This window comes from Brevundimonas sp. SORGH_AS_0993, from assembly GCF_030818545.1.
GTDB lineage: Bacteria > Pseudomonadota > Alphaproteobacteria > Caulobacterales > Caulobacteraceae > Brevundimonas.
The window spans coordinates 355,447-381,450 of the sequence record NZ_JAUTAH010000001.1 but is presented as its reverse complement, the minus strand read 5'-3'; the positions used below and the strand labels follow the sequence as shown (position 1 = coordinate 381,450).

At 67.0% G+C, this 26,004-nt stretch carries 30 protein-coding genes; 9 read left to right on the top strand and 21 right to left on the bottom strand.

What is annotated here, in order from left to right; genetic code table 11:
- Positions 1–81: 81 nt before the first annotated feature.
- The 6 genes from radA (at position 82) to QE389_RS02045 (ending at position 6,146) form a co-directional block, all read left to right on the top strand.
- On the top strand, positions 82–1,452 hold the full coding sequence (radA, locus tag QE389_RS02070; protein WP_307364180.1) for a DNA repair protein RadA: 1,371 nt from the start codon (positions 82–84) through the stop codon (positions 1,450–1,452).
- A gap of 169 nt (positions 1,453–1,621) precedes the next feature.
- A complete protein-coding gene (locus QE389_RS02065) occupies positions 1,622–2,215 on the top strand; it encodes a CvpA family protein (RefSeq protein ID WP_307364178.1) in 594 nt (197 codons plus the stop codon).
- Between the two features lie 26 nt (positions 2,216–2,241).
- A complete protein-coding gene (purF, locus tag QE389_RS02060; RefSeq protein WP_307364176.1) occupies positions 2,242–3,747 on the top strand; it encodes an amidophosphoribosyltransferase in 1,506 nt (501 codons plus the stop codon).
- 60 nt (positions 3,748–3,807) lie between these two features.
- Positions 3,808–4,560: an SDR family NAD(P)-dependent oxidoreductase gene (locus QE389_RS02055; protein WP_307364174.1), complete on the top strand. Its 753-nt coding sequence runs from the start codon at positions 3,808–3,810 to the stop codon at positions 4,558–4,560.
- Between the two features lie 75 nt (positions 4,561–4,635).
- Entirely contained in the window at positions 4,636–5,310 is a 675-nt protein-coding gene (locus QE389_RS02050) for a hypothetical protein (protein ID WP_307364172.1), read from the top strand.
- On the top strand, positions 5,307–6,146 hold the full coding sequence (locus tag QE389_RS02045) for a LytTR family DNA-binding domain-containing protein (RefSeq protein WP_307364170.1): 840 nt from the start codon (positions 5,307–5,309) through the stop codon (positions 6,144–6,146). The genes QE389_RS02050 and QE389_RS02045 overlap by 4 nt, the downstream gene beginning before the upstream one ends.
- A gap of 70 nt (positions 6,147–6,216) precedes the next feature.
- On the opposite strand, the gene QE389_RS02040 is transcribed toward QE389_RS02045, so the two are convergent.
- The 7 genes from QE389_RS02040 to QE389_RS02010 all read right to left on the bottom strand — a co-directional run bounded on the left by QE389_RS02040 (position 6,217) and on the right by QE389_RS02010 (position 12,099).
- Complete coding sequence (locus QE389_RS02040; RefSeq protein WP_307364168.1) at positions 6,217–6,696, bottom strand: NUDIX hydrolase; 480 nt, start codon at positions 6,694–6,696, stop codon at positions 6,217–6,219.
- An 18-nt stretch (positions 6,697–6,714) separates the two neighbouring features.
- A complete protein-coding gene (gene der, locus QE389_RS02035; protein ID WP_307364166.1) occupies positions 6,715–8,343 on the bottom strand; it encodes a ribosome biogenesis GTPase Der in 1,629 nt (542 codons plus the stop codon).
- A 31-nt stretch (positions 8,344–8,374) separates the two neighbouring features.
- The gene (locus QE389_RS02030; protein ID WP_307364163.1) at positions 8,375–9,751 is read right to left on the bottom strand and encodes a PQQ-binding-like beta-propeller repeat protein; all 1,377 of its coding nucleotides are present in this window, start codon (positions 9,749–9,751) and stop codon (positions 8,375–8,377) included.
- Positions 9,752–9,774: 23 nt separating this feature from the next.
- Positions 9,775–10,530, bottom strand: coding sequence for a tetratricopeptide repeat protein (locus QE389_RS02025; RefSeq protein ID WP_307364161.1), 756 nt, complete (start codon positions 10,528–10,530; stop codon positions 9,775–9,777).
- A gap of 202 nt (positions 10,531–10,732) precedes the next feature.
- A complete protein-coding gene (locus tag QE389_RS02020; RefSeq protein WP_307364159.1) occupies positions 10,733–11,134 on the bottom strand; it encodes a hypothetical protein in 402 nt (133 codons plus the stop codon).
- Positions 11,124–11,678, bottom strand: a complete 555-nt coding sequence (locus tag QE389_RS02015) for an RNA polymerase sigma factor (protein ID WP_307364157.1) — start codon at positions 11,676–11,678, stop codon at positions 11,124–11,126. The genes QE389_RS02020 and QE389_RS02015 overlap by 11 nt, the downstream gene beginning before the upstream one ends.
- 22 nt (positions 11,679–11,700) lie before the next feature.
- Positions 11,701–12,099 carry a DUF6249 domain-containing protein gene (locus QE389_RS02010; protein ID WP_292088563.1) on the bottom strand — a complete coding sequence of 133 codons (399 nt, stop codon included), beginning with the start codon at positions 12,097–12,099 and terminating at the stop codon, positions 11,701–11,703.
- Positions 12,100–12,278: 179 nt separating this feature from the next.
- On the opposite strand from QE389_RS02010, the gene QE389_RS02005 reads away from it, so the two are divergent.
- Positions 12,279–12,518 (top strand): hypothetical protein, encoded by a 240-nt coding sequence (locus tag QE389_RS02005; RefSeq protein WP_292088567.1) that lies wholly within the window; start codon positions 12,279–12,281, stop codon positions 12,516–12,518.
- A gap of 10 nt (positions 12,519–12,528) precedes the next feature.
- A complete protein-coding gene (locus tag QE389_RS02000) occupies positions 12,529–13,338 on the top strand; it encodes an endonuclease/exonuclease/phosphatase family protein (RefSeq protein WP_307364154.1) in 810 nt (269 codons plus the stop codon).
- Here QE389_RS02000 and QE389_RS01995 read toward each other — a convergent pair.
- Together QE389_RS01995 and QE389_RS01990 are read right to left on the bottom strand one after the other, a co-directional pair.
- Entirely contained in the window at positions 13,331–13,678 is a 348-nt protein-coding gene (locus tag QE389_RS01995; protein WP_307368859.1) for an ArsC family reductase, read from the bottom strand. The two genes, QE389_RS02000 and QE389_RS01995, sit on opposite strands and share 8 nt — an antisense overlap.
- Before the next feature lie 14 nt (positions 13,679–13,692).
- Positions 13,693–16,320 carry a TonB-dependent receptor domain-containing protein gene (locus tag QE389_RS01990; RefSeq protein WP_307364152.1) on the bottom strand — a complete coding sequence of 876 codons (2,628 nt, stop codon included), beginning with the start codon at positions 16,318–16,320 and terminating at the stop codon, positions 13,693–13,695.
- Positions 16,321–16,501: 181 nt separating this feature from the next.
- Between QE389_RS01990 and QE389_RS01985 the strand changes: the two genes are divergently transcribed.
- Positions 16,502–17,590: an ABC transporter ATP-binding protein gene (locus QE389_RS01985; protein WP_307364150.1), complete on the top strand. Its 1,089-nt coding sequence runs from the start codon at positions 16,502–16,504 to the stop codon at positions 17,588–17,590.
- On the opposite strand, the gene QE389_RS01980 is transcribed toward QE389_RS01985, so the two are convergent.
- The 12 genes from QE389_RS01980 to QE389_RS01925 all read right to left on the bottom strand — a co-directional run bounded on the left by QE389_RS01980 (position 17,587) and on the right by QE389_RS01925 (position 25,901).
- A complete protein-coding gene (locus QE389_RS01980; protein WP_307364148.1) occupies positions 17,587–17,952 on the bottom strand; it encodes a TfoX/Sxy family protein in 366 nt (121 codons plus the stop codon). The two genes, QE389_RS01985 and QE389_RS01980, sit on opposite strands and share 4 nt — an antisense overlap.
- Position 17,953: 1 nt before the next feature.
- Entirely contained in the window at positions 17,954–18,343 is a 390-nt protein-coding gene (locus QE389_RS01975; RefSeq protein ID WP_307364146.1) for an iron-sulfur cluster assembly accessory protein, read from the bottom strand.
- A 16-nt stretch (positions 18,344–18,359) separates the two neighbouring features.
- Entirely contained in the window at positions 18,360–18,749 is a 390-nt protein-coding gene (locus QE389_RS01970; protein ID WP_307364144.1) for an SUF system Fe-S cluster assembly protein, read from the bottom strand.
- A 6-nt stretch (positions 18,750–18,755) separates the two neighbouring features.
- Entirely contained in the window at positions 18,756–19,994 is a 1,239-nt protein-coding gene (locus tag QE389_RS01965; RefSeq protein ID WP_307364142.1) for an aminotransferase class V-fold PLP-dependent enzyme, read from the bottom strand.
- Positions 19,973–20,995, bottom strand: a complete 1,023-nt coding sequence (gene sufD / locus QE389_RS01960) for a Fe-S cluster assembly protein SufD (RefSeq protein ID WP_307364140.1) — start codon at positions 20,993–20,995, stop codon at positions 19,973–19,975. Before sufD ends, QE389_RS01965 begins: the two co-directional genes overlap by 22 nt.
- Positions 20,992–21,741 (bottom strand): Fe-S cluster assembly ATPase SufC, encoded by a 750-nt coding sequence (gene sufC, locus QE389_RS01955; protein WP_307364138.1) that lies wholly within the window; start codon positions 21,739–21,741, stop codon positions 20,992–20,994. Before sufC ends, sufD begins: the two co-directional genes overlap by 4 nt.
- A gap of 6 nt (positions 21,742–21,747) precedes the next feature.
- Positions 21,748–22,050 carry a type II toxin-antitoxin system RelE/ParE family toxin gene (locus QE389_RS01950; protein WP_307364136.1) on the bottom strand — a complete coding sequence of 101 codons (303 nt, stop codon included), beginning with the start codon at positions 22,048–22,050 and terminating at the stop codon, positions 21,748–21,750.
- Positions 22,047–22,307, bottom strand: a complete 261-nt coding sequence (locus QE389_RS01945) for a hypothetical protein (protein ID WP_307364134.1) — start codon at positions 22,305–22,307, stop codon at positions 22,047–22,049. The genes QE389_RS01950 and QE389_RS01945 overlap by 4 nt, the downstream gene beginning before the upstream one ends.
- A 156-nt stretch (positions 22,308–22,463) precedes the next feature.
- Positions 22,464–22,817, bottom strand: a complete 354-nt coding sequence (locus QE389_RS01940; protein ID WP_307364133.1) for a hypothetical protein — start codon at positions 22,815–22,817, stop codon at positions 22,464–22,466.
- A complete protein-coding gene (gene sufB, locus QE389_RS01935) occupies positions 22,817–24,283 on the bottom strand; it encodes a Fe-S cluster assembly protein SufB (RefSeq protein ID WP_307364131.1) in 1,467 nt (488 codons plus the stop codon). Before sufB ends, QE389_RS01940 begins: the two co-directional genes overlap by 1 nt.
- Positions 24,283–25,422 carry a cysteine desulfurase family protein gene (locus tag QE389_RS01930; protein WP_307364129.1) on the bottom strand — a complete coding sequence of 380 codons (1,140 nt, stop codon included), beginning with the start codon at positions 25,420–25,422 and terminating at the stop codon, positions 24,283–24,285. The genes sufB and QE389_RS01930 overlap by 1 nt, the downstream gene beginning before the upstream one ends.
- A complete protein-coding gene (locus QE389_RS01925) occupies positions 25,419–25,901 on the bottom strand; it encodes an Rrf2 family transcriptional regulator (RefSeq protein WP_307364127.1) in 483 nt (160 codons plus the stop codon). The genes QE389_RS01930 and QE389_RS01925 overlap by 4 nt, the downstream gene beginning before the upstream one ends.
- Positions 25,902–26,004: the final 103 nt, after the last annotated feature.

Genomic DNA, 26,004 nt, shown 5'->3' with positions numbered 1-26,004 from the left:
GCCTGCGACCGAAATTGTCGTCCGCTGGTCCCATGCCGTGCAGGACGCCCGACCGAATCGGCGGGTCTGCTAAGGAAGCTCATGGCTCGCGATTCCGCCCTCTATGTCTGTCAGTCCTGCGGCACGGTGCATGGCAAATGGTCCGGCCAGTGCAGCGCCTGCGGCCAGTGGAACACCCTTAGCGAGGAAAGCCGTTCGGCCCCGCCCGGCGCGATCAAGCCGGCGACCGCCGCCTCGGCGCGCGGGCGCGGCATACAGTTCGAGACGCTGCAGTCCGACACGCCCGAGCCGCCGCGCATCGCCACGGGCGTGGCCGAGTTCGACCGCGTCTGCGGCGGCGGCGTGGTGCCCGGCTCGGCCATACTCCTCAGCGGCGATCCCGGCGTGGGCAAGTCCACGCTACTGCTCGAAGTGGCGGCCAAGGCGGCTCTGCGCGGCGCACGGGTGGCCTACATCTCGGGCGAAGAGGCGGTCGAACAGATTCGCGCACGCGCTAAACGGATGGGGCTGGCCGATGCGCCGGTGAACCTGGCCGCCGCCACCGCCCTGCGCGACATCCTGGGCACGCTGAAGCGCGAAAAGTTCGACATTGTCATCGTGGATTCGGTCCAGACCCTGTGGTCCGACGTGCATGACAGCGGTCCCGGCTCCATCACCCAGGTCCGCGCCTGCGCCGGCGAACTGGTCCGCCTGGCCAAGAACGACGGTCCGGCCATCGTCCTGGTGGGCCATGTCACCAAGGACGGGCAGGTCGCAGGCCCCCGGGTGGTCGAGCATTTGGTCGACGCGGTCATGACCTTCGAAGGCGAGCGGGGCTATCCGTTCCGCATCCTGCGCGCCGGCAAGAACCGTTTCGGCGCCACCGACGAGATCGGCGTGTTCGAAATGGGCGACAGCGGCCTGCGTGAAGTGGCCAACCCCTCCGCCCTCTTTCTAGGCGAAGGCAAGGAGCGGGCGCCGGGCGCCGCCGTCTTCGCCGGGATTGAAGGCTCCCGCCCTGTTCTGGTGGAAATGCAGGCCCTGGTCGCCCCGTCCGCCTATGGCACCCCGCGCCGGGCCGTCGTCGGCTGGGATTCCGGTCGACTGGCCATGCTGTTGGCGGTGCTGGAAGCGCGCTGCGGCCTGGGGTTCGGAGACAAGGATGTCTATCTGAACGTCGCGGGCGGCCTGCGCATCAACGAGCCGGCGGCCGATCTGGCGGCGGCGGCGGCCCTGATCAGCTCGGCCCTGGATATGCCCCTGCCCCAGGGCTGCGTCGTCTTCGGCGAGATCGGCCTGTCAGGCGAAGTCCGCAGCGTCGGCCGCACCGAAGCCCGACTGCGCGAGGCGCAGAAGCTGGGCTTCGACCAGGTGCTTGGCCCTGCCCTTCAAGCCAAGACAAAGGGCGTCAAGGTCACGTCGGCGACACGCCTGACGGATGTTGTCGAACGAATCTCCCAGAACCGCTATTAGGTGTCGACGGTCGCGCTTTCTTTCGCCTCGTCATCCTCGCCCCTGCGGCGAGAATCCATAAGCTCCGTCAAAGCCGATCATCGGCGGCGCCGAGCGTATGGATCCTGGGGACAGGTCCTAGGATGACGGGTTAGGATGGGCGGGGCGAATTATTAGAGTGAGCCCCACGATGACCGGCTACGACGTCTTTGTCATCATCGTCCTGCTCTTCTCGGCCGCCGCCGGATGGCTGCGGGGCGGCGTGCGCGAGATCGTGACCCTGCTCAGCGCCGTTCTGGCCGCCCTGGTCGCCCTGATCGCCCTGCCCTGGACCGCCATCGCGGGTCGCGCATTGGTCGATCCAGACTGGGCCGGAACCATCCTGGCGGCCGTCCTGACCTTCTTCATCGTCTATTTCGGCCTGCGTCTCGCCGGGTCGCTGATCTCCAAGTCGGCACAGGCCAGCCCGCTAGGGGTCGTGGATCGTATCCTGGGGCTTCTGGTCGGAGCAGGGCGGGCGCTGACCCTGATCGGAGCGGTCCATCTGGTCATCGTCGCCGCCCTGCCGGACCAGCGTGCGCCGCGCTGGCTGGCTGAGGCGCGCCTTTATACCGTCAGCGCCATGGGTGCGCGCGCCATCCAGATCATCCTGCCCGGCGTGGCCAAGGGGGCCGACGCCATCACCCCGGTGATCGATTCCTCCGTGCGCAGCGGGTTTTCGAACGACGAAGCCTTGCCCCCGACGCAATCCGGGCCTAACTCGCGCCGCGACGCCGCCCCTTGAAGTCCCCCGGTCATCGGAGCCCGACGATGCGCCATCATATCGCCGATCCCGTCGTTCACCGCCCCCACTGGCGCGAGCCCGAGGACGATCAGTTGCGTCTGGAATGCGGCGTCTGCGGCATCTGGGGCGCTGACGAAGACGAAGGTTCCACAGTCGTCGCCCTTGGCCTGCACGCCCTTCAGCATCGCGGTCAGGAAGCCTGCGGCATCGCCAGCGTCAAGGACGAGCGCTTCTACACCGAACGCCACCAAGGTCTGGTGGGCGAAGCCTTCGGCGGCGCCGACCTGTCGCAGCGGATGCCCGGCCGCGCAGCCGTGGGGCACACCCGTTACTCCACCGCAGGCGGCAGCTTCCTTCGCAACATCCAGCCGATGTTCGCGGACCTGGACCAGGGCGGCATCGCCATCGCCCACAACGGCAATCTGACCAACTTCAAATTTCTGCACGCCCAGCTGGTCAGCGAAGGCGCCATCTTCCAATCGACCTCGGATTCGGAAGTCATCCTCCACCTGATCGCCCGCAGCCGCAAAGCCAAGATCGTCGATCGTTTCATCGACGCCCTGGCGCGGATCGAGGGCGGTTACGCCTTGGTCGCCCAGACCCGCACCAAGATGATCGGCGCGCGCGACCCGCTGGGCATCCGCCCGCTGGTTCTGGGCCAGCTAGGCGACGGCTGGGTGCTGGCGTCCGAGACCTGCGCGCTCGACATGATGGGCGCGACCTATGTGCGCGACGTCGAACACGGTGAAATCGTCGTCATCGACGACAGCGGCCTGAGTTCGCTGAAGCCCTTCCCCGCCCGCGCGGCGCGGCCCTGTCTGTTCGAATACGTCTATTTCTCCCGCCCCGATTCGGTCGTGAACGGCCGCTCGGTCTATGAAGTCAGAAAAGAGATGGGCCGGGGCCTGGCCCGCGAATTGGGCGTGGACGCCGACATCGTCGTGCCCGTGCCTGATTCCGGGGTTCCGGCAGCCCTAGGCTACGCCCAGGAAAGCGGTATCCCCTACGAGATGGGCATCATCCGCAGCCACTATCTGGGCCGCACCTTCATCCAACCCAGCCAGGGCGCCCGGCAGAAGGGCGTGCGGATGAAGCACAGCCCAAACAAGGCCGCCCTGGCCGGCAAGCGCGTGGTTCTGATCGACGATTCCATCGTGCGCGGCACGACCTCGGTGAAACTGGTCCGCGCAGTCCGCGCCGCCGGCGCAAAGGAAGTTCACCTGCGTTCCGCCAGCCCGCAAATCCTCTATCCCGACTTCTACGGCATCGACATGCCGGAACGCGCCCAGTTGCTGGCCGCCAACAAGACGCTGGACGAGATGCGCGAGATGCTGGAGGTCGATTCGCTGGGCTTCCTGTCCATCGACGGCCTGTACCGCGCCATGGGCGAGCCCGGCCGCGACAACGCCAACCCGCAGTTCACCGACCACTACTTCACCGGCGACTATCCCACCCGCCTGCTGGATCGGGAGATCGAGGAAGGCGGCCGCGAGTTCGGTGCCAAACAGCTGTCCCTGCTGGTCAGCGCATAAAGCGAACCTGACGCGCGCGCGGCGCTTGGCCTTACGGTCAAGGCCGCGCTATCAGGCCCTATGTCCGATCTTCCCCTGAACGACCGTATCGCTCTTGTCGTCGGCGCATCGCGCGGCATCGGCTATGAAAGCGCGCTGGCGCTGGCCAAGGCGGGCGCACACGTCATCGCGACCGCTCGCACCCAGGGCGGCCTGGAGGAACTGGACGACGCCATCTTCGCCGCCACGGGCCGCCACGCCACCCTGATCCCGTTCGATCTGGTGGACGGCGGGGCCATCGACCGTCTGGGCGGCGCCATCTTCGAGCGGTTCAAGAAGCTGGACGTGTGGGTCCACGCCGCCGCGACCATGGGGCCGTCCGGTCTGACGCCGGTGTCCCACGCCGATCCGCGCGAGTTCGCCAAGGTCGAGAAGACCAACTTCACCGCCGTCTATCGCCTGATCCGTTCGCTGGAGCCGCTGCTGCGCGCCTCCGACGCCGGGCGGGCCATTCACCTGACCACCAGCATCGCCGCCAGCCCGCGCGCCTTCTGGGGCATGTACGCCGCGACCAAGGCGGGGGCCGAGGCCCTAGTGAAGGCCTGGGCCGATGAGATCGAGAGCACCCCGGTCCGCGCCTGCATCGTCGATCCGGGCCGGATGCGCACCGCCATGCGCGCCCAGGCCTATCCCGGGGAAGACCCGTCCGCCCTGCCCCATCCGTCAGCGATCGGCCCCCTGGTCGTCGATCTGGCCCGCCCGGACGCGACGCCGCCCTTGACCATCCGGTTCCGGGACTGGAAGTCCGGCCCATCGACCGAAGCCCTGATCTGAGACTTTCATCCCTGCTCGCCGCCGTTCGTCCCCGAAGGGTGGCGATGCGGGGCGGAGGTCGGCAAGGCGGGGTCCATGACCCTGTTCTCGTCCTTTCTGATCGTCCACGTCTCGACCGGGCTTTGCGCCGTTCTGGTCGGCGTCATGCCCATCGTCACGCGCAAAGGCGGACGCGCCCATCGGTTCTGGGGGCGGCTGTTCGTCGGTCTGATGGCCGTCCTTTTGATCTGCGCCTGGGCGATGACAGCGCTGCGGTTCAACACCTATTTCCTGGCCCTTTCGGCGACCGCCACCCTCAGCCTGTTCTCGGGCGTGCGGGTGTTGGGGCGAAAGCGGCCCGACCTGAACGCCGAGGACCGCGCCCGCCCCCTGGACTGGGCCGCGACCCTGGGCGTGATCGGCGTTGGCCTGTGGGTTCTCGTTCTGCTGGCGAGCGGCCGTTCCGACGGTCCCGCAACCGTCTCGGCCGCCCTGGCCGCCAGCGCCCTGACGATGGGCGTCTGGGATCTGTGGCGTTTCGCAGCCCCGACGTCCTGGCCCTTTTCGCCGAACCTGTGGACTTACGAGCATCTAACGAAGATGCTGGGCGCGTACTCTGCGGTACTGAGCGCCTTCTCGGGCAACTTCCTGACCGCCATGCCCGCGCCCTGGAGCCAGCTGTGGCCGACCGTCCTGTTGCAATGCCTGATCGTCGTCTGGATCGCGACCTTGCTGGTCCGCAAGCGCCTTCGCCCCTTATGCGTCGGTTGAGTCACGCGCCCGTCGCGGCGGCGGTCGGCCTGTTCGCGGCCTACAGCTATGTCGCCACCGTGTTCGCCGTCGCCTGGTATCTGCGGCGCGGGATGGCGGACCTGTCCGTGGGCGCCTCCCTGCTTTGGGCGGCCCTATCCTACATGCCGTGGCTGGGGGTCGCAGGGCTGACATGGAGCGTGATTCGCCGGGTCGGCGCGGGGTGGCGGGCGGCGGGCGTTCTGGCCGCCGTCATGCTGTTGGCAGTCCCCCTGATCGCCGCCCTGAACGCCCGCACCGACATGGATTTCCTGAAACACGCCAGCGAGGGCGAGGAATGGGCGGCGCGGACCATCGATCGGCTGCCGGTCGTCCTTCTTCTCTACACCGCCGTCGTCGCTGTCGGTCTGGCTGCCGCCTACTGGCGCAGCGCGCGTGATGCCCGCGACCGGATCGCCGTCCTGACCGCCGCCCTGTCCGAAGCCCGCACGCTGGAACCAGAGCCGACCAAGCGAGTCTTGGTATCCACGGGCCGGACGCGCGCCTCAGTCTCGGTCGGCGACATCGAATGGTTCGCTTCGGCCGGCAACTATGTCGTGGTCAACTGGGACGGCAAGGAAGGCCTGATCCGCGACACCTTGCAGTCTCTGGAGGCGCGCCTGGACCCGCGCCTCTTCACCCGCAGCCACCGATCCAGCCTGATCAACCTGGCCCGTGTCGCACAGGTCCAACCGCTGTCGGACGGCGCCTGGCGGTTGACGATGAACAGCGGCGCCGAACTGGTGGTCAGCCGCACCTATCGCGACGCAGTCCTGGAAAAACTGGGGCGTACAATCCTCAACTTAAGGCGTGCATGAAGGACAGCGGACAGGATGGGCATGACGCGGTTGAGCCTACATGAACCCTATTGGTCTTCTCATCGAAAAGTCACGTCTCAGTCAATGTGAGTGGTGCGATTAGTTCGACCAGATCATCAGGCCAGATGGTTTCATCGCTCGCGCGAATCTCCTGAACGGTCCACCAGCGATGCTCGGCCAACACCCTGTGTTCCTCCTCGGTCCAGCCCGAAGCCGACAGGCAGAACGCCTCTGTCCGCAGCAGGAAGAACCGCTGATCGACCCGCGCCATCCGCCCGTCCGGCAGGCGGAAACACACGATGCGCCGAGCCACCTCGGGTCCCGGATCATCGACGACCAGCCCTGTCTCTTCGAACAGTTCGCGGCGCGCAGCGTCCTCATAGGTTTCGCCCGGCTCACACCCGCCGCCGGGCGTGGCCCAGAAGGCGGTTCCGGCCAGCGGACCCTCGACATAGCGAAAGTGGAACAGCAGCACCCGGCCCTGCCCGTCCAGGATCAGCCAGCGAGACGTCGGCCGATCAGGCAAAACAGCGGGTTCGCCGTCGCTCATGCGGTCAGCGCCCCGACCTCAACGTTTGGCGCCGCCCTTCTGGCCGGTGCGGACGCGGCCCGAGCGCGAGACCTGGCGGGCCCCGCCGCGGGCGCCCTTGCCGACGAAGGCGTTGCTCCCCGACTTCTTGGACGCGCTGGCCTTCAACCCGCCCAGGGGTTTGACCTTGGGCTTGATGCCGGCCTTGGCCTTCTGCTCCAGCGCTTTGCCGGGCAGGTTCGACAGCCGTTCCTCGGCCTTTTCGGCCTTCTGCACCCGACGCGGGGCGGTCTTGGCCGCACCCTTGAACCGTTCCGGCCCCGACTTGGCGCCGCCATCGACATAAGGGTTTGTCCCGCTAGTCTTGACCACCAGACGGATCGGCGTGCCGGGCAGGTCGAAACTCTCGCGCAGGGAGTTGATCAGATACCGCTTGTAATGATCCGGCATCGCCTCGGCGCGGCTAGCCATCAGCACAAAGGTCGGCGGGCGGGCCTTGGTCTGGGCCATGTATTTCGGTTTGATCCGCTTACCGTCCACGGCGGGAGGCGGGTGCCGCTGGGTCGCCATCGACAGCCAGGTATTGAGGTCCTTGGTCTTCACCTTGACCGACCAGGTGTCATGGGCCTGAAGCACCGCCGGCATCAGACGCTCCACCCCCCGACCGCTGTGCGAGGACAGGGCGACGAAGGGCGTGCCCTTCAGTTGGGGCAGCTTGTCCTCGGCCATGGTCTTCAGCTTGGACAGGCGCGACTGGGGTTCTTCTTCCAGGTCCCATTTGGACGCCACATAGACCAGGGCGCGGCCTTCGCGCTCGACCAGGTCGGCCAGTTGCAAATCCTGAGTGTCGAAGGCGTCGTCCTTGTCCATTACCAGGACCACGACTTCGGCGAAGGTGATGGCGCGGATGGTGTCGGCGACCGACAGCTTCTCCAGCTTCTCCTGAACGCGAGCCTTGCGGCGCATGCCGGCGGTGTCCACCAGCCGGATGTTCTTGTCCTCATAGACCCAGTCGACCGAGATGGAGTCGCGCGTGATCCCCGCCTCCGGCCCGGTCAGCAGGCGGTCATCGCCGATCAGGCGGTTGATCAGGGTCGACTTGCCCGCGTTCGGCCGGCCGATGACGGCGATGCGGATCGGCTTGTCCGGCTCGTCGACTTCCTCGACGAAGATGTCCTGAGAGGCGGCGACCAGGGCGGCGTAAAGGTCCGCCATCCCTTCACCATGCTCGGCCGAGATGGCGACGGGTTCGCCGAAGCCCAGGGCGTGCGCCTCGCCCACGCCGCCGCCGCTTTCGCGGCTTTCGGACTTGTTGGCCAGCAGGATAACCGGCTTGTGCACCTTGCGCAGACGGTCGGCGAAGATACGGTCCAGCGACGTGACGCCTTCGCGGGCGTCCATCATGAACAGGATCAGCTCTGCGTCCTCGATGGCCGCCTCGGTCTGCTCGCGCATCCGGGCTTCCAGGCTTTCGTCTGTGACGTCCTCGTAGCCGGCGGTGTCGATCAGCGTCAGGTCCAGATCGCCGATATTGCCGTCCGCATAGCGGCGGTCCCGGGTCACGCCGGGCCGGTCGTCGACCAGCGCGAGACGCTTGCCGACGAGGCGGTTGAACAGTGTCGATTTGCCCACATTGGGGCGGCCGACGATGGCGACCTTCAGAGCCATGTCGGCCTTCTAACGCAGTTTGGCTGAAACGTCAGCGGATACAGATCAACTGACCAGTATCGGTCAGCACATAAAGCGCGCCATTGTAGGCGGCCGGGGCGATATAGGCAGGGGCGCCCAGCTTCAGCGTCGTCTGCTGTGCGCCGGTCTTCGGATCCAAGGCCACCGCCTCGCCAAAGGAATTGACCAGCACCAGACGGTTCGACGCCAGCAGCGGTCCCGACCATTGCGGCGTGATGGTGCGGCGACCAAAGGTCAGGAAGCCGCCTTCCTTGCGCGCACGCCCCTCGTTCAGCTCGCGGGTCCAATAGACCTGGCCCGTGTCGCGGTTGACGGTGATCAGTTGGCCCGACTTGGACACGGCATAGACCACGTCCCCGACCGGCAGGGGCGCGTTGACGCCCGTGACGGGCAGTTGCCACTTGGGCTGGCCCGAGCGCAGGTCAAGCGCGCCCAGCACCCCCGAATGACTGACGCCATAGACCATGCCCCGGCTGATGACGGGACGGCCGGCGACGTCGCGCACTTCCGACAGGGCGCTGGTGCGGCTAGTGCGCGACAGGGTTTCCTCCCACACCGCCTGGCCATTGACGGCCGACAGGGCGACCAACTGGCCTGAGGCGAAGGGCGCCACCACCGTATTGCCCGACACCGCCGGGCTGGCGGCCCGCATCACGCGCGCCGGTTCGGCGATGCCGCGATAGGCCCAGTCCTGGGCGCCGGTCGTGGTGTCGAAGGCGAATAGCTGGCTGTCCACATCGACCACGAAGACGCGATTGCCCGCCACGGTCGGGGCGCCGTGGATCGGCGAATCGACCGCCTGGGTCCAGACGACGGCGCCGGTGTTGGCGTCCAGCGCCGACATGGACCGATAGCCGGACGAGACGAAGACCTTGCCGCCGCCGACGGCCACGCCGCCGCCGAAGCCGCCGCTGCGGTCGCGCTCGGGGTTCTTGACGCTGGTCTTCCACAGGACTTCGCCGGTGTCGGCGGATACGGCCGACACGGTCGAATCGCCGTCCAGGACGAAGATCTTGCCGTTGTCTGCCACGACCGGCGCCATGACGTTGCCGACGCGGGCCGAACCGGCGCCGATGTCGCGCTTCCAGGCGATCTGGAAGTTCGGGGCGGCGATGACATGCTCGACCAGATTCTCGGTCGTGCCGCCCGGCTGGGTCCAGGCCGTCGCCGCCTGCGGTCCGGGCAGGAAGAAGTCACGGCCCGACAGAGCGGCGGACGGCGCCAACTGCTGTTCGAACTCCAGCACCGAGATCCGTTGGCCGGCCGAGGCGGTGGCCCCCGGCTGATCCTTCTTGCCGATGAACGGCAGGTTGCGGGTCAGGGTGCCGCATGAGGCCATGGTGGCCGCGACGCCGCAGATCAGCGCGACTTTCAGAACTCGATTCATCGGGGGCGTCCTGTTGGAGGTCGTCACTGTTGGGCGGCGGCGGGAGCAGAAGCCGAAGGCGTAGGCGCATTGCCGGCGCGGGCGGCGGGCGCAGGAGCGACGGCGGCGGCCTTGGCGATGCCCAACAGGGCGGCGGCCGTTCCGGCGTCGATCGACTCGATGGCGATCTGGGCGCGCTGGCGCACCGAATCCGGCACGTCCTGACCCAGTTGCAACAGAACGAAAGCTTCGCGCGCTTCCTTGATCTTGCCGTGCTGCAGGCGCGCCAGGGCCAGAGCCTCCTGAGCGAAGGCGTGCAGCGGGCGCTTGTCGTCGGCCAAGGGCTGCAGCCGCTTTTCGACCTCGGCCAGGGGCGCGGTGTCCATGATCAGGAAAGCGGCCTTCAGCGCAGCCGGATCGCCCAGGATCGGGTCGCCCGCAGCCTTCGCCGCTTCGTCGAACAGACGCACAGCGTCGGGAATCTTGTTGGCGGTCACAGCCAGGCCGGCCTGCTGCTGCAGAGCCAGAACCTTGTAGGCTCCGCCGGCCTTCACGGCCTCTTCGAAGGCGGCGCGGGCGTCCATCGGCTTTTCGGCGCGCAGGGCCTCCATGCCGCGGTCATAGGCCGCCGCCCCCTTGGCCGCCCGGTTGGAGCTGTAGGAATCCCAACCCCACCAGCCCAGGGCGCCGATCAGCGCAACCACCAGAACGACGCCCACGACAGGCAGCCAGGTGCGGGCCAGACGCTTGTAGCGTTCGGAGCGAAGCTCCTCCTCGACCTGCTCGAAGACATCAACCACTGAAACGTCGCCCCAAAATCGCTAAAAGCAAACCGGCGCGGACCCTAGAAGGTCGGCGCTTCGCCCGCAACGTGATCCGTCACGGCCTAGCCGGCTTTTTCGAGCAGTAGGTCCCGACTTCGGCAGGAAAACGGCGGCCGTCCTGCGCCGCCGCTTTTCCGGCACGGCCAATCGCCTGCCAGCGATTCGACCGCGCCCTGGTTCAGATGTCCTGCGACAGCTTCACCGCGCCGGCGGCCAGCAGGGCGACCAGGGCCCCGGCCACGGCCCAGAACATCACCATCCCGGACCCGCTCATCAGGTCCAGCGATCCCAGGCCCACTCCATCCAGTCCCGTCTGAACCACATCCTGTGCGGCCGAAGCCGCCGATGTCACGCCGCGAACCACGGGGGCCCCGCCCTCGTCGGAGAAGTTCACATGCACGCCCTCGCGCAGGGCCAGGCCACCGCCGATCACGCCCGCCGCCGTCAGGATCAGGCTGCGCCAGCGCGAACGCTTCTCCAGCCGCGCCTGAAACACCGCCAGGAACAGGGCCTGGTCGGCCAAAGGCGGCGTCCGGGCGAACATCCGCTCGATCATCGGGTCGAATTCGTCAGCCGACATGGCTCGCCCTTCCGTTCGTCGCCGCCGGCTGAAGCCGCGCGCGGAGCTTATCCAGACCACGTTTGACATGGGATTTCACCGTTCCGAGCGGCAGATTCATGGCCGCCGCGATCTCGGGGTGCGACATGCCCGCGCCGTGGCACAGGGACACGCACACCCGCTCGGTTTCGTTCAACGCCTTCATCGCCTCGTCTAGGTCCAGGGTTCCGGCGTGATCGACGGGCGTTCCGGCCTCCTCGACCTCGCTTTCGGCGACATAGCGGGCCTCGTGCGCCACGCGCTTGAGATACAGGCGCGCGGCGATCTTCTTGATCCAGCCGGCGAAGGTCCCCTGCCCCCTGAACTCGGCGCAGCGCTGGAAGCCTTGAAGGAAGGCGTCCTGCGCCACGTCGTCCGCCAGGGAGGGCGCGGCGCCCATCCGGCGCAGCAGGCCCCGCACCGCAGAGCCGTGTCGCCGCACCAGCTCGCCGTACTCGCGCCGCCCACCGGCCGCCGCCTGGACGGCCAGTTCGACATCGTGAAGTTCTCGAAGTGACTTGGTCATGACGGTTTCCCCCGGGACGCCGTCAGTCCTTGTGCGGATTGAAGAAGCTCAGAACGATATAGGCCAGGCCGATGGTGGCCGGGATGCAGGCCACGCCCAGCAGTCCGTTGCCGATATCGCCGTCCCAGTGACGGCCGCTGAACTGGCTGACCAGACCAAAGGCCGCCAGGCCGATGCCGGTCGCCAGCCAGATGATTCCGCGCCGGATGTCCTTGGTGCGCGACGGCAGCGACTTCTGCACATCCTTGGTCAGGGCGTCGATCAGTTCGGGCGGCAGGGCCTGGCCCTTGTCCACCGCATGCCGCACCGTCTCCTGGATGTCCCGCTTCTCGCGATACTTCAGGAAGGTGGGCCCGAAGACGATGGCCGTGATGGTGCCGAAGACGGCGAAGATGGCGAAAAGTGGAATGAAGTCTTCCATGACGTATGCCTTGTGATCCGTATCGGGCCGCCGTTGCAGCGCCCTTATGACCACAAGAGGCTGCGGCCCGCCCCTACGGATGCGCGCCCGGACGTGAAATCTTCGTAAGGTCCGCCGGACGTTTCCAACCCATCCACCCCGGTCTAGGGTGAGGACCCGACACAAGAAAGGAACACCCCGTGGCCCACGTCGTCTATCGTATCGTCGAACATGACGGAGGCTGGGCCTATAAGGCGGGCGAGACCTTCTCCGAAACCTTCTCCAGTCACGATGCGGCCAAGGCGGCGGCGGTGCGCGCCGCGCGCGAGCAGCGGGTGCCGGACCAGACGGCCGCCATCGAATACGAAACCGCCGACGGACGCTGGATCACCGAAAGCGCCGACGGTCACGACCGCCCCGAAACCGAGGTCGAGGGCTGAGGTCCGGCGCATGATCGCCAGACGCGCCCTACTATGCGCGGCGGCCGCCCTGCCGCTGGCTGCCTGCGCGACGACATCCGCGGCCCCACGGCCCGCGCGGCTAAAGCTGGTAACGTTCAACATCTGGCACAATCAGGGCGACTGGGCCGCGCGGCGTCCACTGCTGATCGCGGCGCTCAGGGACCAGGACGCCGACGTCATCGCCCTGCAAGAGGTGCTGGAAGACGCCAATGTCGGCCTGGAAAACCAGGCGCGGATGCTGGCGCGCGAACTGGGCGGCTATTCCGTCGCCTTCGTATCGACCGATCCGGAGGGTGCGCCGCGCCGCTACGGCAACGCCCTGCTGACGCGCCTGCCCGTGCTGGCCGAGGACAAGGTCAGGCTGGAACCGACGAACGACTTCCGCACCGCCCTGCGTGTGCGGGTGTCGGATGCCGGTCGCCCCGTCGATATCGTCGTCACCCATCTGGCCTGGCAAGAGGACGCCGGCCCGGTGCGGGCGCGTCAGATCCAGCATCTGCTGAGTTGGCTGCCGCAGGACGGCGCGCCGCTGGTCGTCATGGGGGACTTCAACGCGACCCAGGACGATTCCGGCCTGACAACCCTGACCGACGCCCGCTTCTTCAGCGCCCTGCCCCGAAACGCGGTCTTGACCACCCTGAACCCGGCCAAGGGTCATCCGAACCGCGTCATCGACCACATCTTCGCCGAGCGGGCGTTCTTCGCTCCAGTCGGGGCCCATATCTTCGGCGACACGCCGACCGGCGGCGAGTATCCGTCCCACCACTTCGGCGTGGCCGCGACGCTCGAACTCAGGTGAAGGCGGCGGCGTAGGCGTCCGGCTTGAAGCCGACCAGGCGCCGGTCTCCCAGGTCCAGCACCGGCCGCTTGATCATCGACGGCTGCGCGATCATCAGGGCGATGACCTTGTCCCTGTTCAGGTTCGCCTTGTCGATCTCGGGCAATTTCTTGAACGTCGTGCCGGCGCGATTCAGCACCGTCTCCCACCCGTGTTCTTCGATCCACAGCCCCAGCCGTCCCGCGTCTATCCCGGCCTTCTTGTAGTCGTGAAACTGATAGGCCACGCCGTGCTGGTCCAGCCAGACGCGCGCCTTCTTCACCGTGTCGCAGTTGGGAATGCCGTACATCGTGATCATGATCGCCTCCTAGCCGCTCAGAACCGCTTCGTCAGCCCCAGGCTGACCACCCGCCCGCGCGGATCGGCGACGACCGGGTCGTAGCCAAGGGCGAACTGGGCCAGGGGCGGCGCCTTGTCCATGACATTGACCACGCCCAGCGACAGGTCCACGTCGGCGCCGATCTGGCGGGTGTAGAGCAGGTCCAGCGTCGTCTGGCTGGCGATCTGAGGGTCAGTAATGCCGCTGCGGTCGTTGCGATAGCCGCTGGTGTAGTGGACCAGGGCGGTCACGCCCTGCGACCCGCTGCTCCAGCCCAGGGCGAATTCTCCGCGATCGCGCGGCAGGGACCGACCGATGTTGTTCAGATTGGTCGAGCCGACACCCGATACCGCAGCCGATCCGGCGTTCAGCCGGATGTCGTAACGGTCCACATAGGTCCAGGTCGCCGACGCCGTCGCCCGTCCGCCCCACAGATCGCGGCCATAGCGGGCCGACAGGTCGATCCCTTGCGTCTGGATAGACGAGGCATTGACGAAGGCCAATTGCACGAAGGTCAGGGCGCCGTTCTGCGCCCGCGTCACCTTGCGCTGGGCCTCCGTTCCGGTCAGACCCGCCGTCGTATCGGCCGTCGCCCTGTCGATGACGGCCTGGGCCGATTCCTTGATCACCAGATCGGCGTAGTCGAACCGCCAGGCGTCCAGGCTCAGGTTCAATTCCTTGATCGGCCGCCACTGGGCGCCGAAGGTCAGGCTCTCGGACTTTTCGGGCTTCAGACCCGGATCGCCGGAGGTCAGGGTGTTGACGAAGACGAAAGCGCCCCGGTCGAACACCGACGGCTGCGACGCCTGGGCGCCCGACAGGGCATAGACCGACGGCGCGCGGAACCCCTGCCCCCAGGAGGCGCGCAAAGCCAGGTCGTCGGTGACATCCCAGCGCACTGCGGTCTTGGGGCTGAATCGGCCCTGATCGCCGTCATAGGTTTCGTAACGCCCGGCCAGTTGCGCCTCGATGCGTTCGCCCAGATGCAACCGCGCCTCGCCGAAGGCCGCCAGCGCCTGTTGATCCCCGTTGAAATCGGGCGAATAGCCGGCCGTCAGCATCTCCCCCGCATTCACCAGGTCGCTCCAGTCGTGGCGGAAGGCGCTGCGGCGATACTGGGCGCCCAGGGCGACATCGACCGATCCGCCGGTCCAGGCCAGGGTCTGACCGCCTGTCGACGCCTCGACGGTGATCAGGCCGGCGGCGCCCCTCAGGCCGACATCGCCGGTCAGGCTTTCGATCAGGGCGGCGCTGTTCGCCGTTCCCGTGCCCAGATAGGCGCTGCCGAACGGATTGAAGTATCGGCACGGCCCCGCGCCCGGCGTCCCCGTGGCGGCGTCGCAACCGGCGCCGCCCAGGCCCCTCAGGGTGTTCTGAAGCGCGCTGCCGATCACGTCCGGCTTGTCATAGGCGACGTGCTGGCGGCTGGCGGTCGCCGCCAGAGTCCAAGTCCAACCGCCGTCGAACCGGCCGTCCAGACCCGCGGCCAGACGCCAGGTGCGATAATCGAACCGGGACCGCATCGCCCCCGCCTCCGCCCCCAGAAGGCGGCCGCGAAACAGCACGTCCTCTCCGAACGGATTGTCGGGATGGGTGGCCGGAACGGTCAGCGCCCGCGCCAGGATCGGCAGCGACGGCGTCAGCCGCGCTTCGGTCCAGGTCGAGGACTGGGCGCCCTGAAGCGACAGGGTCGTCTCCCTCCCCATCGGCCGCCGATAGTCGGCGAACACCTGCGTCCGCGTCTCCTGAGGAACCAGGTCGAAGAAGTCGGAATAGTCCAGCCGGCAGAAGCTGTCGGTCGGCGAATTGCGGTAGGCGTCGGCGAAGGCCGGGTTCCCGCAAGCCGGATCGGGCGAATAGGCGTTCCGACTGGACCGGAAATACGACCCCGGCTGGCCGTAGCTGGTCACGGCGGTCCAGGCCGCGCGGCCGTATCGCTGGGCCTGGGTGAAGTCGCGCTCGTCCGACCCCAAGGCCGAGCGGTGGAAATGCGACGCCGCCAGCGTCAGGTCGCCGCCCAGCAAGCCGAACCCGCCCAGGGCTTCCACCACTGTTTCCTCGGACCCGTCCGCCACGGCGTATTTGGCCCGCGCCTCCGGCGTCGTCACGCCGTGTCGGGTGATGAAATTCACCACCCCCGCCACCGCATCCGATCCATAGACGGCCGAGGCGCCGTCCTTGACCACTTCGATCCTCTGAAAAGCGATGGTCGGCGCCAAGGAGTTGATGTCGACGAAGGCCGACCCGTCGGTGGCGATCACGGCGCTGCTGGTCCAGCGCTGCCCGTCCACCAGCACCAGGGTCGAGCCGAGGCCCAGGTTCCGCAGATTGAACTGCGCCGTGCCCGAGCTTTGCGGCTGATTCAGTTGATCGACCTGATTCTCCGATCCCGAATTGGCCGTGACCAGCCGGGGTGCCTGCGACAAGTCCGACACGCCGGCGGCAGCCAGAGTGTCCGCGCCGATGACTTCGACCGGCGCGATGCGGTCGCCGCCCGCGATGCGCGACCCCGTCACCACCACATCGTCCACATGCGTGACCGGCCTTGCGCCCTCCTGCGCCTGGGCGACGACGGCCCCCGCCAGCCAGACCGTTGTGCCCATAAGGATTCTGCGTCGCGCCATAGAACGGCTCCCCTTCAAAACCGTGGGGCTTCTAACCAGCGTCGCCGTTTTGCGAAAGATGAATTTCGCAACTTTGCAAATCGATCTGACAGCGTCCGCCCAGTCTTCGATCGTCTTGATCCGCCCGATGTAACCGGTTACGGTGGCCCAAAAGATACAACGGGTTCAGGAAACGCAGAGCATGGCCAACCTCCGTCTTGTCGAGGTGAAGAAGGCGTTCGGCGCCGTCCCGGTGCTGAAGGGCGTCGATCTGGAGATCGCCGACGGCGAGTTCGTGGTCTTCGTCGGCCCCTCGGGCTGCGGCAAGTCCACCTTGCTGCGGACCATCGCCGGCCTGGAGGACGCCACCACGGGCCAAGTCTGGATCGGCGACCGGATGGTCAACGACCTGTCCCCGTCGGACCGGGGAATCGCCATGGTGTTCCAGTCTTATGCGCTCTATCCGCACATGACGGCCTATCAGAACATGGCCTTCGGTCTGAGTTTGGCCAAGACGGACAAGGCCGAGATCGACCGCCGCGTCCGCGGCGCCGCCGAAACCCTGGGCATAACCGACTATCTGGACCGCAAACCCAAGGCCATGTCGGGCGGCCAGCGCCAGCGCGTCGCCATCGGCCGCGCCATCGTGCGCGAGCCGCAGGTCTTTCTGTTCGACGAGCCCCTGTCGAACCTCGACGCCGCCCTGCGTGTGCGGATGCGCTACGAATTCGCGCGCCTGCATGCCGAGTTGAAGACCACCATGATCTACGTCACCCACGATCAGGTTGAGGCGATGACCCTGGCCGACCGCATCGTGGTGCTGAACGGCGGCCGAATCGAACAGGTCGGCGCACCGATGGCGCTTTACGACCACCCGGCCAACCTATTTGTCGCCGGCTTCATCGGCAGCCCCAAGATGAACCTGCTGGCCGTCACCCTCGTGGAGGCGTCGGCGACCGGCGCGGTCGTGCAGATCGAAGGAGGCCAGACCTTGCGCGTCGCCGTGGACGCCGCCTCGGCCCGCCCGGGCGACAAGGCGACCCTGGGCGTGCGGCCCGAACACCTGAGCTTGTCCGGCGACGGCGACGTGCTGACCGCCCAGGTCATGTTCGTGGAGACCCTGGGCGCCGCCGCCCTGGCCCACCTGAACCATCCCGCCGCCTCGGACACTTTGACGGTCCAGGCCCCGGCCGACCTGAAGGCCCAGCCCGGCGAGGCGCTGACCTTGCATGTGCCCGCCGCGCAGGCCTACCTGTTCGACGTCGAGGGTCAGGCTTTCCGCCGACTTTAACGGCTCCGGGATTTCCGGGGCTTCTTCTCGGCGGCCTTTCTCAGCGCCACGTCCAAAGAGCGGCGCGCCCAGTCCACAGCCAGGTCCGGATCATCGACCGCCGCCTCCGGCAGGCCCCAGAAGCCCAGGCTGACCGACGCGCCGGTCCTGGTCGGATAGGTGAAGGGCCGCGCGCCTTCGGCCTCCAGGGCGGCGGCCAGGGCCTCATCGGCTTTCAACCAGACCACGCCGTCGTCCAGCACGGCGAACATCACGCCGGATGCGTACACCCCCGCCCCGCCGAACATCCGCTTGATCTCCAGCCGCCCCAGGCCCGCCAGATGCTCGCGGACCCATTCGCCGAAGTCCGCCTCATAGGTCATGTCAGTCGGCGGCGGCCGGAACGATCGTCACGCTCTCGCCACAGCCGCAGGCGTCGGTCTGGTTGGGATTGTTGAACACGAATTTGGACGCCAGCCGCGTGGTCTCGTAGTCGATTTCGGTGCCGATCAGGAACAGCACCGCCTTGGGCTCGATCAGGACGGTCACGCCTTTGTCCTCGACCACTTCGTCCAGCGGCCCGATCGCGTCGGCATAGGCGAAGGTGTATTCCTGCCCCGCGCAGCCGCCGTTCTTGACCCCGATCCGCAGACCGACATAGGCGTTGTCGGCGTTCGCTAGGATTTCGCGCACGCGCTCGGCGGCCCGGTCGGTCAGGGTCACGATTTTGGGACGCGGGCGGCGCGGACGGGATGCGGTCTGAAGCTCGGTCATCGTCAGAACATGTCCATCAGAACATATTGAGGGCCAGCTTGGCCTCGTCACTCATCTTGGAGGCGTCCCACGGCGGATCGAACACCAGATTGGCCTTGGCGCTGCGCACGCCCTCGACCTTCTCCACCGCCGTCTCGACCCAGCCGGGCATTTCGCCGGCGACCGGACAGCCCGGCGCCGTCAGGGTCATGTCCACCACCACGTCGCGGTCGTCGTTGACGTCCACGCGATAGATCAGGCCCAGCTCGTAGATGTCGACCGGGATTTCCGGGTCATAGACGGTCTTCAGCGCCTCGATCAGGTCTTCAGTCAGCTTGTCCAACTCGGCCTGCGACAGGGCGCTCTTCTGGGGTTCGTCCCAGGCGGCCCGGAAGGCGTCGCTGTCCTGAACGGTTTCGTCGGTCATCGGTCGTCACACAAAGAAGTTCCGCGCCTTGATCAGCGCGTCCACGAAGGCGTCCGTATCCTCCACGGTGTTATATAGGGCGAAGGAGGCGCGGGTGCTCGACGTCACCCCCATTCTTTTCGCCAGCGGCTCGGCGCAATGCAGGCCCGCCCGCACGGCGACGCCATAACGGTCCATGATCTGGGCCACGTCATGGGCGTGGGCGCCCTCGACGGCGAAGGTCAGGATCGCGCCCTTGCCGTCCGCCTGACCCAGGATCCGCAGCCAGTTTTGGCCCGCCAGCCGATCCACGGCATGCTGATACAGCCCATGTTCGTGCGCCTGCACCGCCGCCGGGTCGTACTGCGCCAGCCACTCCAGCGCCGCGCCCAGGCCGATAGCCTCCAGGATCGGCGGCGTCCCCGCCTCGAAGCGATGCGGCGGCCGGGCGTAGGTCACGCGGTTCCGCTCGACCGTCTCGATCATCTCGCCCCCGCCCTGATAGGGCGGCAAAGCCTCCAGCGCCTCGGCCTTGCCGTACAGAGCGCCGATGCCGGTGGGGCCGAATAGTTTGTGGCCCGTCAGCACATAGAAGTCGCAGCCGATGGCCTGCACGTCCGGCGCGGCGTGCACCGCCCCCTGGCACCCGTCGATCAGCACCCGAGCGCCGACCGCATGGGCTTTGGCGGTGATTTCGGCCACCGGATTTATGGTGCCCAGCACGTTCGACATGTGGGTGACGGCGACCACCCGCGTCCTCGGCCCCAGCAGGTCGGCATAGGCCGCCATGTCCAGCGCCCCGTCGTCCCGCACCGGAATCCATCGGAGCACCGCCCCGCGCCGTTCCCGCAGCAGATGCCAGGGCACGATGTTGGAGTGATGCTCCATTTCCGAGACGATGATCTCGTCGCCGGGCTGGATGGACAGGCCGAGGCCGTTGGCCACCAGATTGATCGCCTCGGTCCCGCCCTTGGTCCAGACGATGTTTTCGGGCGACGGGGCGTTCAGGAAGCGGGCGACGACCTCGCGCGCTGCCTCATAGGCCTCCGTCGCCTCGTTCGACAGGGTGTGCAGGCCCCGATGGACGTTGGCGTAGCCGCCCTCCATCGTCGCCACCAGGGCGTCGATCACCGCACGCGGCTTCTGGGCAGATGCCGCATTGTCCAGATAGACCAGGGGCTTGCCATTCACCGACCGCGACAGGATCGGAAACTGCGCCCGCACAGCATAGGGGTCGAACAGGGTCACAGCCGCGCCGTCAGCCATTCCCGCGCCACCTCTCTCGCGCCTTCGTGCTCGATCCGGTCGATGACCTCGATCAGGAAGGCGTGGGTCAGCAGCGCACGCGCCTCGTCGGCCGGAATGCCGCGCTGCTGCATGTAGAACAGGGCGCTTTCGTCCAGCGTTCCCACCGTATTGCCGTGCGCGCACTGCACGTCGTCGGCATAGATGATCAGTTCCGGCTTGGCGTCGATCTCGGCCCGCTCGGAGGCGATCAGGGCATGGTGGCCCATCCGCGCATCGGTGCCGTCCGCCCCGCGCTCGACGACGATCTTGCCCTGGAAGACGCCCCGCGCCGTGTCGCGCGCCACGCCCTTGATGAGTTGCGAAGTCGCGCCGTCATGCTCGACGTGGCGCACCACGCTGGTCAGGTCCGCATGGCGCGAACCGTTCAGCAGATAGAGCCCGTCCGCCTGGACCTGCGCGCCCTGGGCATAATGGGTGATCCGCGTTTCGATCCGTTGCAGCCTGGCGCCGGTGGCGATGATCGTCTGGCGATAGACCCCGCCCGCCTCGACCTTCACATGGGCCTCGGACACGGAAATGGCGTCCTCCGGCTCCTCGACCAGGACGACACGCGTCACCTCGGCCCCGGCCGCCACGTCCAACTCCAGCGTATTGTGCGCGACATAGGCCGAGCCCGCGCCTTCGTGCGTCTCCAGCAGCAGCAGCCGGGCTCCCGCCCGCGCCGACACCCGGGCGCCGGCTGTGTGGCCCGTCCCGACCGCGTCGGAGACATAGCGCAGCCGCAGCGTCCGCTCTCCCGAGGCGATGAAGTCGGTCACGCCCACCGGCCGCCCGTTGGCGAAGACGATCGCCTCGCCGCCCAGGTCGTGGAACGCCCCCGGCGCCCCGACCTCGGCCGTCGGCGACGGTTCTGGCGCCTCACGAAGATGCCGCTTCAGATCGCTGTATTTCCACGCCTCGTCTCGCCGCGACGGAAAGGTCCCGGCGTCGTTCAGGTCGATGGCGAAGGCCGTGCTCAAGCCGCCGTCGGCAGGTACTTGTCGTACCCTTCCGCCTCCAGCTCCAGCGCCAGCTCCGGCCCGCCCGAGGCCACGATCCGGCCCCCGGCCAGCACATGCACCCGGTCCGGTTTGATATAGTCGAGCAGGCGCTGATAGTGGGTGATGACCAGCATGGCGCGGTCGGGAGAACGCAGGGCGTTCACCCCCTCCGACACGATCCGCAGGGCGTCGATGTCCAGGCCCGAATCCGTCTCGTCCAGGATCAGCAGCGACGGCTCCAGCAGGGCCATCTGCAGGATCTCCATCCGCTTCTTCTCACCGCCGGAGAAGCCGACGTTCAGCGGCCGCTTCAGCATGTCGAAGTCCATCTTCAGCGCCTTGGACGCCTCACGCACCAGCTTCAGGAAGGCCGGCGCCGCCACCTCCTCCTCGCCCCGCGCGCGTCGCTGCGCGTTCAGCGCCGTCCGCACGAAGGTCAGGGCCGGGACGCCGGGAATCTCGATCGGATACTGAAACGACAGAAACACGCCCTTTGCCGCCCGTTCGGCCGGGTCGAGGTCCAGCAGATCGACGCCGTTCCACGACGCCGCCCCTTCCGTCACCTCATAGCCGGGCCGTCCCGACAGGCTGTAACCCAGGGTCGATTTGCCCGCCCCGTTCGGCCCCATGACGGCGTGCACCTGCCCCGCCGGCACTTCAAGCGTCAGCCCCTTGAGGATCGGCTTTTCACCGACGGAGACGTGGAGGTTGGAAATGGAGAGCATGTTCAGTCAGTCGTTCGGATTGGGATGAACGGCGCTCAGATCTTGTCGAGCGTCGTAGAAGGCGATGATGCGAATACCGTCCGGGCGTTCGCGATAGACGATGATCTTCTTCCAGTCGGCGGCGCTCCACTCCAGAAGCCCAGGCCAGCGGGACAGACGACCTTGATGAGGATGCGCGGCCAGACGCCAGAGCGTAGCCTTGATCTCCGCTTCCGCCCGGTCTGCAGCCGCCAGGCTGTGTTCGTCCAGATGGTCGAGAAAATCAGAAAAAGCCGTCAGCGCAGGGTCGGACCATTCGAAATCCTTCACCGCGCACGACGCGCCGCAAGCCGGGCGTTTGCCTCCTCGTTCGAGACAATCCGCCCTTCGCGCTCCGCAGCCAATCCCGCCTCGATCTGCGCGATCTGATCCGCCGACAACGGCTCGCCACGATGAACCTCATTGTCCATGATGAACCCTTCGGCGGCCGAGGCGATGAATTCGCCGACCGGCATCCCGATTTCGGCAGCCGCGCGCTTCAAGCGATCGGCGGTGTCTTCACGGAAAGGAACGGCGATCGTTTCCATCAGATCATTCTCCACAACGGTGACCCCCTACCATGGATCGGTCGTTCGGCCCCATCGTGGCCGGGGGCCTCGCCGGCGGGCGCATCGAGCGTCAGCCCATTGAGGATCGGCCTGTCGCCGACGGAGACGTGGAGGTTGGAGATGGAGAGCAACTTACTATTTTCCGTATTCGACCATCAGCTCTGCCACTGCACGCTTTACGTCTTGCAGACTGCTGACATTGGGGGCTTTTCCACTCCATTTTGAGGAGTGGTAAGCGTGATGGACCACATACGAGCCGTCTGGCGCGAAACAGATCGGCGAAATGTAGGCAATCTTATTCTCAAGGCGGAAGCCTTGCTGTTCTTCTTGAAAGGTCCAGCCCGATTGAGCAAGGAAGGCCGTCTCAGCGGCTAGCCCCGCACCAAGTGCAGCAAGCTCTGAGCAGCGACTCTCAAACACAGATCGTTGAGCTGCCGCTTTCGAGTCCGCGCTTGCCTTGGCTTTGGTATACTCGTCTTGGATCGACATTAACCCACGCTCCCTTCCAGACTGATCGCCACCAGCTTCTGCGCCTCGACGGCGAACTCCATCGGCAGTTCCTGCAGCACGTCGCGGACGAAGCCGTTGACCAGCAGGGCCACCGCCTCCTCCTCCGACAGGCCGCGTTGCTGGGCGTAGAACAGCTGGTCGTCGGACAGGCGTGTCGTCGTCGCCTCGTGTTCCAACTGGGCCGAGCCGTTGCGGGCCTCGATATAGGGGATGGTGTGCGAGCCGCAGTCCTTGCCGATGAGCAAGGAGTCGCACTGGGTGAAGTTGCGCACGCCCGTCGCCTTCGGATGCACCGAGACCAGGCCGCGATAGGTCGAATCCGACCGCCCCGCCGACACCGCCTTGGCGATGATCCGCGACTTCGAGTTCCTGCCCAGGTGGATCATCTTGGTGCCGGTGTCGGCCTGCTGATGTCCGTTGGTGATGGCGATGGAATAGAACTCGCCCGAGCTTTCCTCACCCTTCAGGATGCAGGACGGATATTTCCAGGTGACGGCCGAACCCGTCTCCACCTGCGTCCACGACACCTTTGACCGATCGCCCCGGCAGTCGGCGCGTTTGGTGACGAAGTTGTAGATGCCGCCCTTGCCCTCGGCGTCGCCGGGGTACCAGTTCTGGACCGTCGAATACTTCACCTCGGCGTCGTCCAGCGCCACGATCTCGACCACCGCCGCGTGAAGCTGGTTCTCGTCGCGCATCGGCGCAGTGCAGCCTTCCAGATAGGAAACATAGCTGCCCTTGTCGGCGATGATCAGCGTCCGCTCGAACTGGCCCGTCTGGCTCGCATTGATGCGGAAATAGGTCGACAGCTCCATCGGGCAGCGCACGCCCTGCGGGATGTAGACGAACGACCCGTCCGAAAAGACCGCGCTGTTCAGCGCCGCGAAATAGTTGTCCGAAACCGGCACCACCGACCCCAGATATTGCCGCACCAGATCAGGATATTCGCGCAAGGCCTCGGAAATCGGCATGAAGATCACGCCGACCTTGGCCAGCTCCTCCTTGAAGGTCGTGACCACCGATACGCTGTCGAACACGGCGTCCACGGCCACGCGCGGTGCGCCCTGCACGCCCGCCAGCACCTCCTGCTCCTTCAGCGGAATGCCCAGCTTCTTGTAGACCTCCAGGATTTCGGGATCGACCTCGTCCAGAGACTTGGGTCCCTCCTTCTGCTTGGGAGCCGCATAGTAGAACAGGTCCTGATAATCGACCGGCTCGTACTTCACCGCCGCCCAGGTCGGCTCCTCCATCGCCAGCCAGCGCTCATAGGCGGCGAGGCGCCATTCCAGCATCCACTCCGGCTCGCCCTTCTTTTCGGAGATGAAACGCACGATGTCGGCGTTCAGCCCCCTGGGCGCGAACTCCTGTTCGATGTCCGAGGTGAAGCCGTGCGCGTATTTTTCCAGCGCGGCGACGGCGTCGATGGTTTCCTTGACGGCGGCCATCAGGCGACCTCTCTCACGCGCGCGGCGGCGCGTGCCTTGTGTTTGGTCCAGGCGTCCACCCAGGCGTCGGCGAACCGCGCCCAGTCGCCTTCGGTCGTGCCCCAGCCGCCGGACACGCGCACGCCGCCGGTCGCCAGAGCGATCAATCCCATGGCGCTGATGGTCTTGGACGGCTTGACCTTGCCCGACGAACAGGCCGAGCCCGCCGACACCATCACTCCCGTCAGATCCAGGGTGATCAACTGTTGCGGGCTGTCCCAGCCTTCGACCGCAATGAACAGGGTGTTGGGCAGACGCTCCACACCACCGCCAATGATCGTCGCGCCCGCCGCCTTGACCTTCACCTCGGCCGCATCGCGCCAGGCGACGTGCGATCTCATCGCCTCCAGATCGCGCGCGGCGCAGTCGGCGGCGACGCCGAATCCCGCGACGCCCGGCACGTTCTCCGTGCCCGCACGAAGACCCCGCTCCTGCCCCGCCCCGTGCAGGATGCGGACGCCCGACACGCCCTCCTTGAAGATCAGGGCGCCCACGCCCTGCGGTCCGCCCAGCTTGTGCGCCGACAGGGTCAATGTGTCCGCATCCAGCGCCCGGATGTCGACCGCGATCTTGCCCGCCGACTGAATGGCGTCGACGTGCAGCCAGGCGCCCGCCGCCCGCACCAGCTTCGCCGCCTCGACGATCGGCTGGACCACGCCGCTTTCATTGTTGGCGTGATGGATGGCGACCACCGCCCGGCCTGGGCGCTTCAGCGCCTGCGCCAACCAGGCCAGATCGACCACGCCGTCCGCGTCGACCGGCATAACCTCGACCGGCGCACCGCTGGCCACGGCGGTTTCCGCCACGCACGGATGCTCGGTCGCGGAGACGATCAGGCGCTGACAGCCCGCCGCCAGTGCGCTGGCGATCCCTTGGGCATTGGCCTCGGTGCCGCCGCTGTTGAACACCACCGCCGTCGGATCGGCCCCGACCAGGTCCGCGACCTGCGCCCGCGCCGTCTCGATCCGGGCCCGCGCGCGGCGGCCGGCCGCATGGACCGCCGACGGGTTGCCATTGTCGGCAAGGGCCTTGGCCATGACCTCAAGAACCTCGGGCCGCACCAGGCCGGAGGCGTTGTAATCCAGATAGATCGCGCTCATGCCGCCACACCCACCGTCGGCGCCGTCTCGGGCGCGCGTCGGCCCCGTCCCGTGCGGTTCATCACCACGTCCTCCAGCGAGACGCCGGCCAGATAGCGATGGATTTCGTCTCCCAGGTCTTCCCACAGATTGTGGGTGATGCAACGTTCGCCAGCCAGCATGCAGCCCTTGGGCGAGCCATGGGCGACGCATCGGGTCGCGCGGATGGGTTCGTCCACCGCCAGAACGATCTCGGCCACCACCGTCTCCTCGGCGCCCTTGGCCAGGCGATAGCCGCCGCCGGGGCCGCGCACGCTCTTGACCAGCCCGCTTTTCCTCAGACGAGCGAACAACTGTTCCAGATAACTCAGCGAAATCTCCTGCCGAGCGGCGATCTCTGCCAGGGACACGGCGCGAATCTCTCCGCCCTCGCCGCAGCCGTTCTTGGCCAGATCGGCCATCGCCATCACGGCGTATCGTCCCTTGGTCGACAGACGCATGCTCGCACCCTCAAAAATTGCGCGCTTTTCGGGGCTCTTGTGCTAGAACCCGCGCCTTCGCGAAGGCGGCGCGCGCCGGAGGGACCTAGAAAGTCCTACCGGG